We start from the raw sequence: 14,784 nt of genomic DNA, 5'->3' as shown, positions 1-14,784 counted from the left end.
TGAATCAATGTTCTCATGTCTAAGCTGAATGAGGCGTCGTTGCTGTTTGAACATGCCTTCGAATAAAGGAAGAAGTTGACGTGGTTTGGAGCATCTTAAAAAAATTAACGATGCAAGAAAAAACGTAGAATTACCGATTTTTACCGGAACGCTATGGAAACGGAAGCAAAAGCAAGTGCTTCCATTGTTGCCTTAGGCACTTAACCATACAAACTTAATTTTTTAAGCTTCCTAATGATAACGAGTGATTTTTTATCAGATATAAAGTTCATCACGACTAAGCCCCTATTCTACCACATGGTGGATCAGTTGGTGGTTAAGCGATTGACCACTGAGGACCTGAGCATCGAACTGGTGGAACTTGATGGCGATGAACTCCATGAACGATCAGAATGGATTCCCATTTCATCATGGATTAACCTTATAGTGAAGGAAGCTTTCATCACCAACCATTTTAAAAAAAAGTCGGTCGCCTTTACAACGTTTATGCAGGAATGGGAATCAATTTTTTCCATGTTTAAAGGTGATGGGAAAGAGCGTTCACCTCTTAATGATTACCCGCCGCTTTCCATATGGTATGTAACTCATGAGAACATAAAATTGCGCTTTCTACTTACACACGGTTCCAAAGAAAGACTGAAACGCGAAGTAAAATCCGCATTCGAGACTATTTATGTGTTGAACAAAAGCAGAAAATCGCGGGTTAAATCTGTTTTAAAAACGGTGTTTGCTCAATCGGATCACATCAAGTATTTGCGCTTTATAGAAGACGAGTGGCAGGTAATCAATCCTATCTTTGAAGAAAGTTCCAGGATAAGCCGTAAATATTTACAAGAAAACGATTACCGAATTAAAAAACCTTGGATCGTATTTCAAAAAAATAATCTGCACCAGTATAAAATCACCAATAACAACTGGGTACTGGAATTCGACAACCTGGAAACGTTAATGCTTCAGCCAAACGATGTTGCAATTTATTCAAGTATCAGCGACCAAAATCTAAATTTTGCCCTTTCCTTCTACAACGAAACTATTCTTCCGCGCCATAAATACTACCATGGTATGTTTCCACATGTCGAGCAGCAACAGGAATACTTCACCTATTTTCAGTTCATTATAACTTCGTTGATATTTGCTTATACTGCCCTTGAAGCTTTTGCAAATATTTGTATTCCCGACAATTATTCGATCGAGGAGGAAAAACAAGGTATTAAGACCATCTATTCAAAAACTGGGATCGAGCGTACCTTTACGTTGAGGGATAAATTTAAGCGAGTGCTAACCGAAGTATTACAGACAACAGAACCAAGCCAGGAAAAGTGGTGGAGCAAATTTATTACGTTAGAAAAGCTTAGGAATGAGATCATTCACACAAAACAGTCCAGTTCAGATGGACGATATTCAACTTTGTTGTCGAAAAACATTTTCGATATGATCAAAGTTCACAAAACCATCATTTCTTATTACGGTCATTATATCAATTTGAATAAACCAGAACTCCTTGAGGAGTTCCCTTATCAATTTGGATATGATGATGTTGTTGCCGGGCTGAGCGATAGCCCTGAATTCGATTCATGGACCGTAGATCACAAAATGCACAAGGCGTTCTTCAAAGCAAAAGGGAAATAACGCCACTGTCCTGAGAAGTGACGTCCTGGAAGAATTTTGTCAAACCGAGGAAAGGCCTTGGCCCGTTTCTAAGCTGCTTATGATGCAGCATTACTGGCAAACCATTTTCGTTGTTGACATCCCGTTGACATGCCCTAGTGTAGAACATAGCCCGATTCATTTCAATCCCTCAACAACATTCAAAACAAAAAAGCAAGTTTAACGACAAGCCTTCTCTATATGGAGAAACCAATGAGATTAATGGTATTGTATAGCCCGTTTCTTTAAGATGGCAATCGCATCGTCGGCTAATTCATCGGTGAGTCCAACAGAGGGGCTAGTCAAAACCAAATGCTCTTTGATGTTGTCCGGCAGATTCCCCAGCATTTTATCGTCGTCTATAATCACAAACCTTTCCAAATGATTATGTTCATGGTGATACCATTCCAGTATTTCGTTCAGGCGACTGACTTCTAAACTGTTTGTGGATAGTTTTTGCACGTTTCGTGCCCTGATTCCTCTGACCGCTAACATTCTTTGCCACTCAGAATCGCTATACTGGCTCTTATGTGAAGTAGTCAGCAAAACGGAGGCATCCATTTCAACAATAATACGCTGCAGTGCTTTTACCGATCTGAAACTAAAGACGGGAAAACCATCCTCCATAAACTCCGGCTTTCTCCAGGAGTTCGCAGGAACCATAACACCATCAATGTCCAACAAAATCAACATGATACGAATTTACAATTAATTTTTCAGCGGGTGGTTATTCCCTTAACGAAATCCACTTCTAAATTGTTATACTTCGCATCCATTTCATTCAAGTGCGCGATTTTAGCGGGTGTATCCCAATCCTCTTCATCGAAGAGCACGGTATCCCAGCCGACTTCCTGGGTAGCTGAGGTAGCATGTGTTGCTAACTGGCCAAGTTCAACCGCCATGATCAAGGCACTGAGATAACGGTGATGCCCGTCGATCACCAAATGACCAGACACTTTAATTTCATCAAACTTAATATCATGCGCCATTTTCTGACAAAGTCGAAAGATAATCTGCACGCTCAATTTCGTTTGCGTAGCAACCAAAGGTATTTCTCGACCTTTGATAAAATTTTGAATGTATTCAAGATTGATATTTTTCTTATTCGATTCCATAATGTACGAACAATACACAAAGTCGTGGGTCGTGTCACGGCTCTTTTCAAGAAATAGTCATCTGCCGCGGCATACACCTTGTGGATGCTCGCATGGTTCAACATTTAAACTGACTATGCTAAACATGCTCTCACAAAGAAGTTTTGCGTACTTTTCAAAGCCGCCTACCCTGTTCGGCTGCCTCGATTAACCGGAATTGTTCGAAACTCGAACGGAAAATACTTCTTCTCCATCGAACCGTATAGTTGTAAAAAAACCTTAAACTCCGGCAAGTATGAATGCTCCGGAGGCACGTTATCGACAAAGTCAATGAGTTGGTTCCATGATTCGAATACATCAGCAAACCAATCCGCCAGGTACCAGGAATCTTCATTTTTATGATTGAACGAGATTGCGCTAATAATTGCCGATTCAAGATGTGTACAGATAAAGTCCAGCATGAGCGACTGCGCCTCAGGACACATTCTCAGTTTAGTGGTGGGCAAGTCACCATCCATCACAGTTTCGTTTGTCCGATTGTACTCATAGTATTGGATCACTTCGTAATTGACCTCCTCGTTATTAACGAGCACCTCCTTGAAATAACGCAGTAAGTAAGCACGAATCTCGTTGCGATCCAGCACCGAAGCCTCTATATTTTGACCAATTAAAAAGTAATGCAACAACTGCCCCTCGATATGAAACGGGTAAACGGCCTGCTCGAAGAGGCGTTGCACAAAATTCTTGAATAACCCCGCTACCCCGCCTTTGTCCTGGTAAACCTTATTCGAAATCCGGTGCTTATAATCATGCAGCTTATCTGCAATATCTTTCACCTGGACGGGCATATAATTCCAAGGAAAATGTGGATTCGAAACCAGCGGAACATTCGCGGCAAAGAAAACCGCCTGGATGACTTTTTCAAAATCCTGCTGATTATCCTCCATTTTAATCCGTTCAAAAAGGCGGTTGAGTTCTATCGCATGGCCGCCATGCAACCAACTGACAATACTTTCTTTGAATTCAGGAAGATCACTATTTCGTGCCTTCAGAAAACTGCTGTAAGATAGTTGGAAGCCTTTAAGGCTATAATGGAAGTACTTGGCAAAGTTTAGTGGATACCGGACGGATAAGAAATCCCGTTCTTCGTGCGCCCAAGTTTCTTTGAAGATACTGTTCAACAATATTTCAATTTTCTTTCCTTCCTCCTTTGAAAGGCGATACTCACCATTCGGTTCCGTCAACTCCGTAATCATCGCAGATTTGTGGTCGACCTGTTTCAGTTCATAGCTATGCTCCCGGTTTGAAACGACTGACCTGCCGGCGTAAAGCCAAGTGGTAGATTTATCAAACAGATCTTTATATATCCGTGGATAGCGATAGCGCAAAAGCTCTAACCGAAGCAGGTCTGCAATCAAAATCTCGTTTTTTAGCTCCTCGGAATTGACAAGCAACGCATTTAAAATATGATTGACATCTCGAAAAGAAGACAACCAGTCTTCCAGAATACTGACCTCGTGGTCATAGATCTTTTTGATCGCGGTTTGACACGCTTTTTCTTGCTGGGTGCCGAAAACCTTGATCAGTTCGCATTCGAGGTACTCTTTTAAGATATGACTGCTAAAGCTCGGTAGATTGATCTCCAACTGAAATATTTTTTCGAGAAAATGGTTGTATTGATGTTCATTTAGCGCTTTGATGGCGTTCAGCAGATAGTCGCGGTCATATGCGACCAAAAACACGGTGTTGTAAAAATTTGCCGTATTCCTGATTAGCCGGATAACTTCACGAATTTCGCTTTTATCCAGCCGGTCCAAATCATCGATCACGATGATAATCTGCCGGTCAATCTTTTTCAACCTGGCATTGATGTCTTCATACTGCTCGGACAACGAACCTGCACCGCCAGTGATCATTTCTGCACCAGCGGCTATACCCCGTACAATGGTATTGTCGTGTAAACTGATCAGTTTTTGACCATAATCATGAATATCGCGTGCTAAGGTTATGTGAAAAGGGCTGATCTTGTGTTCGAGGCTTTCAAAAAAATCTTTGAGAATAGCTGTAGGCTCGTGAGCGTTCCAGGGATTGAAAGGAACAATGAGCTGCGAAGGGCCATTCAATTTCTTCACAACAAGATTCAGAAAGCTAGATTTGCCACTGCCCCACTTGCCATTGATGCCGATAGCGAATGATGACTGAAAATGGCTCTTGTTTAATCGCTCTGCAATGGAGGCAGCATACGTCGTATACCCCAGCCTATCATCACTTTCAGCGGTAACCGGCAGGTTGCTATAAAATTCGGAACGGTCAATATTTTCCGGCTTACGCTTCAACCACTTAATTGCATGCAGGTAGCATTCACCGGCTGCAACCAGCATAAAAGTATCCCCATATTTCAAGGCCGGAAAGAAACGGTAAGGTGTAAATATCCATATATTGTGGAAGTAACGGTATGCTAAGTAAACCAAGGCCAAGCCCCAAAGCAGGGTACTGCGCCTGAGAGATGGGACATAGCCCAGCGGTCTTGACAGGTAATAGGCGATCAGCAGACCGGCCACACCTATAAATGCCAAGTCATTTAAATAGCTAGCCTCTACCCATTGCAGAACGTAAAACACGACCGTTTTGGTAAACAAGCTTTCCAAAACGAGATGAAAAAGCAGGATAGGCAGGAAGAAAAGAAGATACAGGCGAAAGAAACGGTTTATGGTCATATGAGCTAAAATAACAACAATGTTTAAAGTAAGCCAGTAAGAAACTGTCAGAAAGACATCCGAAAGCGCAAGCGGATCAAGCTCGGACTACGGATTGCAACCAAGAAAATCCGAAGCCTAAGTCGTCAACAGCTTTTCCAAAACGGCGGGAGACATATCGACCAAACGCTTTAGGGCAGGCTTTAGATGCTCATAGATTTCATCCGCTCCTTTGTTACCGGCGTAGCTCACGACAATACCGGCGGCACGCTGATACCAGCGCTTTTTGCCTAATGGAAACTCGGCTTTCAAACTACCAAAATCGCTTCGAAGCTCTTCGATCGAATTAAAAACGATCTCCTGGCCCGCAGCGAGTTTATCTAAAATCGCAATCACCTGATCCACTTTGCTGGAAAGCTCCTTGACCTGCTCCACCGAGAAAGTATCCTTGCCTAATTGCGTTACGCCCGCTTTTTCCAGTTCGCGCACGGCATAAAATATCTGGGCCTCGTACCGAAGCTTACACCGCTGATAATCCTGTTGCCTGGAGTGTTCTTCCAAACCGGTTATGCTAAACTCATCCTCGCTGCCACCAGTTCTTGCAGGCAACAGCCGCCCGGCGAGCCAGTCCAGCCGTTCATTGAAATAGTTGATAGCCTCCGCATAAAAAATGGTTTTGTCACTCTTACTGGCGAACCGGCGTGCACCATCGGCTAGCAGCTTTTTATGTTCGTCTCTTCTTTCGTAGGCATAATAATTGGCATTTTGTTCCAGGAATGCCCTTGTTTCCCTGCGAACAATACCCTGAAAATCCAGGTCGTTTATCTGCCTTAAGAAATCGTCTATTTGCATGTTGATATTTAACAAATGATATCTTGTCAAATATAATGGCGGCCTGTGCGATTACGCGAACTTAATTGACTTTCATAAGTCGTCCTGCTATATTTGTAAAGATGCCACCCAAGATGTTAAAGAAACACCGTCCAAAAGGAGAAAGACTCGGATGGAAGCCACTGCAAGAAGCGCAATGGGTTCGCGTGAACAGCATCACCGTTAAAGGACGCCCGGCATATGTCAACGAAAACCTAATGAAGCAACAGGTCCTTCTTCAGTTTACCCGGCCCCTACTTTCCTGGTTCCTTGATATAAACTTTAACCGGCTGCCCCTTAAAATTCATACAAAAGCACCCGTGCCGTGGTGAATGCTTGACTCGACGCCTCAGGTCTGGACGTTAAGGTACCTGATGTTTGGGTTGATCCTTTCTATCACCTGAAACAAATCATGATGCCATACGCTGTCTCCTAGAACCATTTTCTGGTAGGATATCCCGGTAGGATTCAGCTCCTTAAACAACAAAACGACCGCGGCTCTTCCTCGTATCTCCTCATGAATGGCCCTGGCATCAATATCTTTTTGCGTGATTGGAATGGCCCGGTTATTGGAAAAGCTGCTAAAGACGCGCTCGATACCCAGGACAATGACCAAATTTCCCTCTTTATAGGTTTTATGCTGTGCCAGTTTTTCCCTGATTTTGGTAACAAGTCGTTTATTCACGTCCGCTACTGTGGTGTTGGTCGCGACAAACGCATTAGCAACAAACTTATTCGTTTTCAAATCAGCTTCTATTTTAAACTTGATATACCCAGGATAGGAATGCAGCAGCTCCTCGTAGTGCTTTTCGTAGTGCTGACTGAAAGTTGGTTCAATGTTGAACACATACGTATCCGTTTCTTTTTTCGCAGGATGTAGGATCACGTTATCCTTCGCCGACCGGTAACCATGTAAAAAGGATTTTACGCCCTGATTAAACAATTCCTTACTTTGTCGGATTAGCGAATCATCGCGTTTTTTAAAACCCATATAGCCGGAAAAGATTTCATGGGGCATGAGCGTCCGGTTGATCGTTGTCCTATGGAGATGGCCAACAACATCTGTAGCGTAAGCCAAAAGCTCCTCGGTGAATACATCGTAGTACCTGGTGATTTCGACGTTATAAATCTGGCCGTTCAATGCCATTAAGATATCGATCTCCTTGTGCCGGCCATCGCTCAGATAGGTCTTCCCTATTTGGGGGTCCAGGCCAACGGTCCGTAAGAGGTAGTTGACATGTAGCTCGAACAACTTCTCGTTAAAGCCCTTGTAGTTAATTCTGCCATTTTTCTGGACCAGGTTATAGCAATGATGATCGGGTAAGGTCTTGTATAATCTTAACAGTTCCGCTACTTCGTTGAGCAGATAGATGGAATTGGGCTGCTTATCCGCTAAAATATGCAACAGCCAGCTATCGTGGTTTTTCATCAGCGGCGATTCCAGGTCCTCGGCAGGCAGAAACGCTGCCAGTTCATCCCGAATGCCCTCGATGTTTCTGAAATGCGGGTCATTGACCAGGACATGCTGCCATTTAAAGAGCTGAAGACTATTATACCACTCCTCTAAAAAATTCATTTTAAGCGTTAATTGTGTATTTTTATGAATGCCGGAAATTTCGGTTACTCCAATTGCACTTCGATGAATATACCAGAAAATATCCATATTGATTTCCTACATGAGCTGAAGTTTGTCACTTTCCCATTAAGCGATCTAATCAAAAAAAACGATCGTTTCACGGCGCTCATCGAAAAAGAATTTGCGCGACTGCAACCGCGGCCGAAACCCTATCTCTACGTGCAGGATTTAATTACAGACAAACAATGGGAAACATCGGTTGCTGAAAGTCATGCCCGGGCCAGCGTGTCCGGTCCTGGAACAGTCGCGGCGCCTGTCGTAGCGCGGACGGCGACCGAACGTCGCTATTACCAATTAATGGAACAATTCCAGGAAGCTATTGCCAACCAGTCCCTCGCCGAAAAATATTATGGACGGTTGATCACCGAAACCCCGACGGTTCAACTGCTCAAAAAAATCAACGAACAGGCAGAGGTCTTCAAGAAGTATATTTTCCGAGACTTGCACATTCCGAATTATCAAGCCTACGGTAACGCTGCAGCCAAAAGCATTGTGGCATCCATATCCAAAATCAATGATATGGAATTGAAGATGGCCTTATTGGATTGGGTAATGGCCAGTTCAATCGATGTCAATCTGGTTATCGAAGCGATGTTCGATCGGCTCTCTTCCACAGAACAGGAGGAGGCGAAAGGACGTTTCATCATCTTAAAATCCTATGCCGATGAAGTATTTCAGGCCGCTATATCCGCGTTACAGGATACCCTGGTTGCCGGGGCTGACCACCAACCAGAAAAACCACCGATCACACCCGTTGACCGCCTGTTGCGGGAACTAAATATCATTATCGCCATTTTCAAATCGCAATACAGCAAGTACGATCCCGAAAATCCGGAGGCTTACCCTATGGTACTGGGCCCGGACGGTCGTGGCGGCATCAACGGACGTTATATTCAACATATGGACATCTCGTCCGAAGTTGAACTCTTTAATCTCCAGGAATTCAAGCGGCAAATGACTGAACGCTTTGAAGCCGCATCGAATCACCGCTTGCTGGAAAACCAGCTGATCGAAATTCACGAGCGGGCATTGGAGGGTTTAAACTTTTTCAATCAAAAGCTGACCGCAAGAAACAAGCTAGTTGATGACTTTTTGAAAGATCAGGAGCGGCCACTGGAGGTTCGGATCCATGAACTCGAAAAGTACCATGCGATCGTCACTGTTCATCCCCACTATATTTCCAGTATCGTCTTTGGCACGGATCGGTCGGCTTTACAAGAAGCAGGAATTAACCTGCCAATCCAACCGTTTAACTATATCGCCGATAATGCGCGGCTGGCACAGATCTGCGGCGAGGTCATTGCTTTCATTGAGAAGTTCAACATTATCGCGGTGAATGACCGCAGCCATGGCTATTATGAGGCCCCGCACCGGTTTTTTTCTTTCAACCTGAACACCTTTCATTTTCAAAACGACCCGGACCTGACAGCGGCTGAAAATATCAAAAGCCGTTTCCAGCAGCAACAGATCGTTTTAGAGACCAAGTTCAACTATGCGTTCAAGCAGGCTACCGAAAGCGCACTGGTGCCTTTTTTGGAAGAACAATACCTTTTAACGCCTGCGCCGAAAGCAGACTTTCTGAACTATGTCGAACTGCTGGGTAATCGGAATTTAGAGCGCCACTCGGCTGGGGCCAACCTGAAAAAAGCAGATATCTTTCGGGTATGGCTGAACCAAAAGCGTGCGGCGGAAGGGCCGGTCAAGACCGTAGCGGCCACCCCGTCGCCAGTAGCCAGCATTTTTAGGAAACCCGCCCTTACCGAGCAATACCTCAACGTTTTAAAGGTGGTCAAACCGCCCATTGTCAGCCTGGCCGGACATTACATTTTAGGTGAACGCTCCAAAAGCGCGGTGGTCGCCTGGTTCGATGTGCTGCAGCGGGAACACAGAACCGACCCGGCGTTGAGTCCTGATGTAAAAACCAAACTCATCAATGAGCTGATACCCGGCCTGGACATCACCAAACGCACGCTATCGAATCCCCCCAGCAGAGCTTACCACCAGTATTATAACGACCTGGAGCGGCTCATCAAGCAGATTTAGCTTCATTTTCTTCTTTATCTTCATTCGGGAAAATCGCGAAAATCGGTAAGGGCAACTTGCATAAAAATCAAATTTTATGCGATCATTCAACAATTCATCTGCACCGCAGAACAGCAAATTCAACAACGTAAAATCAGCGCCTGATGAGTACCAACGCGTCATTGACGCCTTCTTTGCAGGTCCTGCAACGATGCGCATGATAGAAGTCCAAACAGGTGTACTCCGGCCCAACATCTGCCGGTATGTGGCCAGGTTAAAACGGGCAGGTCAGATCAAGCTGGTCCGTTACGGCTATTGTCCCTATACCCGGCATATCGCCGGCTTTTATTGTACCAACATGCAACTGATAGCCAACGCAGAGCGATGTTCACAATTGCGCTTATTGTAAACTCCGTCAAAGGCACTAACTTTTTTTCTAACAGCTATCACCGTAGTTTCATTCCCGGTGTCTGGTTCCACGTCACTACACGAAAACCCAAGCAGCAGCGAAACGCCTCGGCAAAGCCGGGGCGCCGGGGATGGTTACTGCATTAACGCTAGAGGTAGAACAATGCAGTTCGTGATAGCGTTTGCCAAAGGCATCCTAGGTTAATCCCGGCCTCTTGGTTATTCCTTCATAAGTTCTGACCAGCCATTAGCAGATACGTTAGTCAAATTCTGACACTAGCGTTTCCTTCTAGACAGTGGCGGTCAACGATATCGGCAGGCGGAGGTCATGTGCCCTTTGCAGCATCACCATCCGGCAGCTGGTTGCATTATAATCAACTTTGCTCAATTCAACGGATTGCAGCCGCTGCGCGTTTAAATATTACCAGAACACGGTTGAATAAAGTAAGATTTAAAAACAGTGTTAAATACTGGTTTACAACAGATTAATAAACGGAGTATGATTATTTTAGCGGACTTTTTGCGTACTTTGATCAGACGATCTGTATATGTTGGTAGATGCAGTTTTTGCTGAAGTCATGCATGTATGTTAGGCGGCGACTGTACAATCCCTAATGCTATGGCTTTTACCCTGGCGCAACGGACCGCCATATCCTAAATATGCGCCCCATTCCTCACCAAGCGTCCATCATGCGCTTGAAACAACTAGACGGACTGGTTGAATGAATCTCAATCTAATAGGCCCGTCGTAGGTAGACCAGTAAGCAACTTAGGCAATTATGATTTACCATTCTTAACCGGCACAAATAAAATTTAGGTTGATGGCCTCTCCTCGATTTTAATGCACTGGTAATGAATTTACTATTTATGGTTACTATACGGGTTTTGCGTCCAGTCCTATTGAGAGAGTCTGTTTTGGACAACGGCTCGATGTCATTGTAGACATTCTTTAGAGCCTCATCTATTGATGATAATCATCAAATATTTTATAAAAAATAGTCGAAGATTTGAAATAAAGCAGTATATTACCATCATATTCAAGCGGGTGACTTCTCGCCTGCTTTCCCTTCCATAGTCAGCGAATTCAGATTCGTCATTAATTCTCTCATTACATTTTACTGTATTATTCACGACTATGGCGGCAATAGAAATTATTACCAAAGAAGATTTACTGGCTTTTAAAGCCGAGTTACTCAGTGAGCTTAGATTACTGATTAGGCCACAACAAACGGAAGAACGACAATGGTTAAAGAGCAAAGAGGTCCGAACAATGCTCAACATCTCGTCAGGCACTTTACAAAATCTGCGTATCACCGGGCGGTTGAATTACACTAAAATTGGCGGCACGTTATTTTACAAGCATTCCGAGATAAAGCGATTACTAGATGCTGGAAAGGAGAATTTATAATGGCTTCAACAAACAAGCTTTTCATTTTCCTCGATCAAGCAGTTACAGATAATTTGATCACCCCAAGTCACATCTGCTTGTTTCTAGCTCTATATAGATGCTATAAGGAAGCAGGCACCAATCCTTTTAACATTTCAAGAAAACAATTAATGTTTCACAGTAAAATTTCTTCAGCTGCTACCTATCATAAGTGCATCGTAGAATTGAGTATCAGGGGTTATCTTTGTTATCAACCAAGTTTCCATCCAAAAGAAGGCAGCAAAATTCATCTATTTTAATATTTAGATATATTGAACTGGCTGTACAGAAAGATAGGGTAAAAAAATTTTCTCCCATCTCTATATTTTGCCGTTATTGTGCCCCTACTGATTGTTAAAATAAAGATAAAACAATAACTTAGAGCTGGGTATTCTGCTGAAAATGACCAAGTATTCCGGAATAAAGAGGTCGATCATTCCGGCGCAAATTGACCACCCTATTCCGGGACAAACTGACCAGGGATTCCGGGCGAAAATGACCACCCTGGAATGCAGCTGATGCGGTAGAAGCCGCCATCTTTGAGGGTTTAAAACTCCTCAATAGCATGGCAAACACTACGATCAGTATGAATAAGATAAGAAAGATCTTAAGGATGTATACGAATGGGCGCAGCATTATGTCTATAGCCGCCCAGGCCGATGCATCCAGAAACACCGTAAAGAAGTACCTGGCATCTTTCAAAGAGAGCGGCTTTACCTTTGATGAAGTAAATGCTTTCAATGACAAAGAGCTGGAAGATCTGTTTGGCAAAGCAAAAGAACAACCGCCCAATAGCCGTATGCAAGCCATGCTGCGCTGCTTTCCCAAAGTAGATAAAGAGCTGAAACGTACTGGTGTTACCCGTCATATACTTTGGGAGGCCTACCGCAAAGAGTTCCCGGATGGTTATCAATATAGCCAGTTCTGCTTTTACTATACGCAGTGGAAGGCCCGGGTTAACCCTGTCATGCATATTGATCACAAAGCCGGTGATAAGCTATACGTAGACTTTGCCGGTCAAAAGCTGAATATAACCGATAAGGAAACCGGTGAGATCATTCCTGTTGAGGTCTTTATAGGCATACTTGGAGCAAGCCAACTGACGTATGTAGAAGCTGTTTTGAGCCAGCAAAAAGAAGACTTCATAACGGCCTGTGAGAATACACTCCACTATATTGGCGGCGTGCCGGAAGCTATTGTTCCGGACAATCTGAAAGCTGCCGTCACTAAAAGTAACCGTTACGAACCTACGCTGAATGAAACGTTTGAAGACTTTAGCAATCATTATTGCACGACTATCTTACCGGCTCGGGCGTTCCGGCCACGGGATAAAGCACTGGTAGAAGGTGCTGTAAGGATCATTTACACTCGGATCTATGTGCCGCTTCGTAAGAACGTCTATCATTCTTTAAAAGAGCTGAATGCAGCTATACATGAACTACTGGAAGAGCACAATAACAGGTTAATGCAAAGCCGCCCCTATAGCCGCAGGCAGCAGTTTGAGGAGGTAGAGCGCGAAACACTCATGCCTCTGCCTGTATTACGCTATGAGCTTAAAAAACAGTTCCATGCAACCGTAATGAAAAACGGGCATGTCAGCCTTGGGCCTGACAAAAACTACTATAGTGTCCCTTATCGCTTTATCGGCAAAAAGATAAAACTGCTTTATTCCAGTTCCACAGTAGAGGCCTTTTATCATTATGAACGAATAGCCATTCACAAGCGTACCAGAGGACTGCATCGCTATATTACTGACAAAGACCATCTGGCCTCCACCCACCAGTTTGTTGCCGACTGGAATCCAGATAAGTTCCTCTCATGGGCGGCATCAATCCATGAGGACGTGCGCCTTTATATTCAACACATTCTCAATCGCAAAAATTACGCAGAGCATGCCTATAGATCTTGCGTTGGCGTACTGGGCTTTGCCAGTAAGGCGGGTAATGAACGCCTGATCATGGCTTGCAGAAGGGGGCTGAGTTATGGTATGTACAGTTACAAGACCATACAGATGATTCTGGAAAAGAACCTTGATCAGTACGAAGAAAGCCTGTTTGCAAATGAACTTACCATGCCGGAGCATGATAATATCAGAGGAGAAGACTATTACCAATAAACAATAATAATATCAATATGAACACGAACACTTTAGACAAGATGCGGAAGATGAAGTTCTTCGGCATGTTCCATGCTTTCCAAAGCAGCCTGGAAACCGGGCAAACAGATAGCTATACGGCCGATGAATTGCTGGCTCATCTCATTGATGCCGAATGGGATGATCGGCATAATCGTCGCATTGAGCGGCAGATCTATTATGCTAAGTTCCGGTACAAAGCATCTATCGAAGATGTAAACTACCATGCGGACCGGAGCATTGATCGTAATCAGGTAATGCGGCTTGCAGATTGCACATTCATCGAGCGTTATGAGAATGTATTGCTGACAGGTAGCACCGGTATAGGTAAGAGTTATATAGCCTCTGCAATTGGCTATCAAGCTTGTACGCAGGGTTACCGAGTACTCTACGCCAGTACCCCCAAACTACTGGCCAAACTAAAGATGGCCAAGGCCGATGGCTCATACATCAAAGAAATAGCAAAGATCGAACGGCAGCACCTGCTTATACTTGATGACTTCGGATTGCAGCCATTTGATGCGCAAAACAGGGCTGCCCTGATGGAGATCATCGAAGACAGGCATGGCAAAGCCTCACTGGTCATTACCTCACAACTTCCGGTAAGTAAATGGCATGAGGTGATCGGCGAAAAAACGATAGCTGATGCCATACTGGATCGTATTGTACACAGCGCTCACAGACTGGAGCTCAAAGGAGAATCTATGAGAAAAAAACGCAGGGCTGATGAAAAAGAAATCAGTTACCAATAATAACCTTTAATAGCTAACTTTGTAATAATGCTTCTACAGCATTTGCTGCACCATTCCGCCAGTTCTTAGACTGGTCAGTTTGCCACGGAATCGCCTGGT

General features: G+C 44.0%; 11 protein-coding genes. 6 read left to right on the top strand and 5 right to left on the bottom strand.

The annotated features are described in order from the left end of the window. The first annotated feature begins 297 nt into the window (after positions 1–297). Positions 298–1,629: a hypothetical protein gene (locus ABDD95_RS07810; protein WP_345951323.1), complete on the top strand. Its 1,332-nt coding sequence runs from the start codon at positions 298–300 to the stop codon at positions 1,627–1,629. A 237-nt stretch (positions 1,630–1,866) separates the two neighbouring features. Here ABDD95_RS07810 and ABDD95_RS07805 read toward each other — a convergent pair whose 3' ends face one another. From ABDD95_RS07805 to ABDD95_RS07785, 5 genes are all read right to left on the bottom strand, one after another. Further along, positions 1,867–2,340, bottom strand: a complete 474-nt coding sequence (locus tag ABDD95_RS07805) for an HAD domain-containing protein (RefSeq protein ID WP_345951322.1) — start codon at positions 2,338–2,340, stop codon at positions 1,867–1,869. Between the two features lie 23 nt (positions 2,341–2,363). Continuing rightward, the gene (locus ABDD95_RS07800; RefSeq protein ID WP_345951321.1) at positions 2,364–2,762 is read right to left on the bottom strand and encodes a hypothetical protein; all 399 of its coding nucleotides are present in this window, start codon (positions 2,760–2,762) and stop codon (positions 2,364–2,366) included. 164 nt (positions 2,763–2,926) lie between these two features. Continuing rightward, the gene (locus ABDD95_RS07795) at positions 2,927–5,458 is read right to left on the bottom strand and encodes a P-loop NTPase fold protein (RefSeq protein WP_345951320.1); all 2,532 of its coding nucleotides are present in this window, start codon (positions 5,456–5,458) and stop codon (positions 2,927–2,929) included. Positions 5,459–5,575: 117 nt separating this feature from the next. Continuing rightward, a complete protein-coding gene (locus tag ABDD95_RS07790; RefSeq protein ID WP_345951319.1) occupies positions 5,576–6,289 on the bottom strand; it encodes a hypothetical protein in 714 nt (237 codons plus the stop codon). 367 nt (positions 6,290–6,656) lie between these two features. After that, on the bottom strand, positions 6,657–7,970 hold the full coding sequence (locus ABDD95_RS07785) for a hypothetical protein (RefSeq protein ID WP_345951318.1): 1,314 nt from the start codon (positions 7,968–7,970) through the stop codon (positions 6,657–6,659). Between ABDD95_RS07785 and ABDD95_RS07780 the strand changes: the two genes are divergently transcribed. The 5 genes from ABDD95_RS07780 to istB all read left to right on the top strand — a co-directional run bounded on the left by ABDD95_RS07780 (position 7,947) and on the right by istB (position 14,685). Then, positions 7,947–9,986: a hypothetical protein gene (locus ABDD95_RS07780; RefSeq protein ID WP_345951317.1), complete on the top strand. Its 2,040-nt coding sequence runs from the start codon at positions 7,947–7,949 to the stop codon at positions 9,984–9,986. The two genes, ABDD95_RS07785 and ABDD95_RS07780, sit on opposite strands and share 24 nt — an antisense overlap. A gap of 76 nt (positions 9,987–10,062) precedes the next feature. After that, entirely contained in the window at positions 10,063–10,374 is a 312-nt protein-coding gene (locus ABDD95_RS07775) for a hypothetical protein (RefSeq protein WP_345951316.1), read from the top strand. 1,134 nt (positions 10,375–11,508) lie between these two features. Further along, positions 11,509–11,781 carry a helix-turn-helix domain-containing protein gene (locus ABDD95_RS07770; RefSeq protein ID WP_345951315.1) on the top strand — a complete coding sequence of 91 codons (273 nt, stop codon included), beginning with the start codon at positions 11,509–11,511 and terminating at the stop codon, positions 11,779–11,781. A 604-nt stretch (positions 11,782–12,385) separates the two neighbouring features. Continuing rightward, entirely contained in the window at positions 12,386–13,915 is a 1,530-nt protein-coding gene (gene istA / locus ABDD95_RS07765) for an IS21 family transposase (RefSeq protein ID WP_345948853.1), read from the top strand. Between the two features lie 17 nt (positions 13,916–13,932). Next, the gene (gene istB, locus ABDD95_RS07760; protein WP_345948854.1) at positions 13,933–14,685 is read left to right on the top strand and encodes an IS21-like element helper ATPase IstB; all 753 of its coding nucleotides are present in this window, start codon (positions 13,933–13,935) and stop codon (positions 14,683–14,685) included. Positions 14,686–14,784 lie beyond the last annotated feature (99 nt).

The sequence above is a fragment of the Mucilaginibacter sp. PAMB04274 genome (assembly GCF_039634385.2).
In the GTDB taxonomy this organism is placed as follows: domain Bacteria; phylum Bacteroidota; class Bacteroidia; order Sphingobacteriales; family Sphingobacteriaceae; genus Mucilaginibacter.
This window is presented reverse-complemented; position numbering and strand designations above follow the sequence as displayed.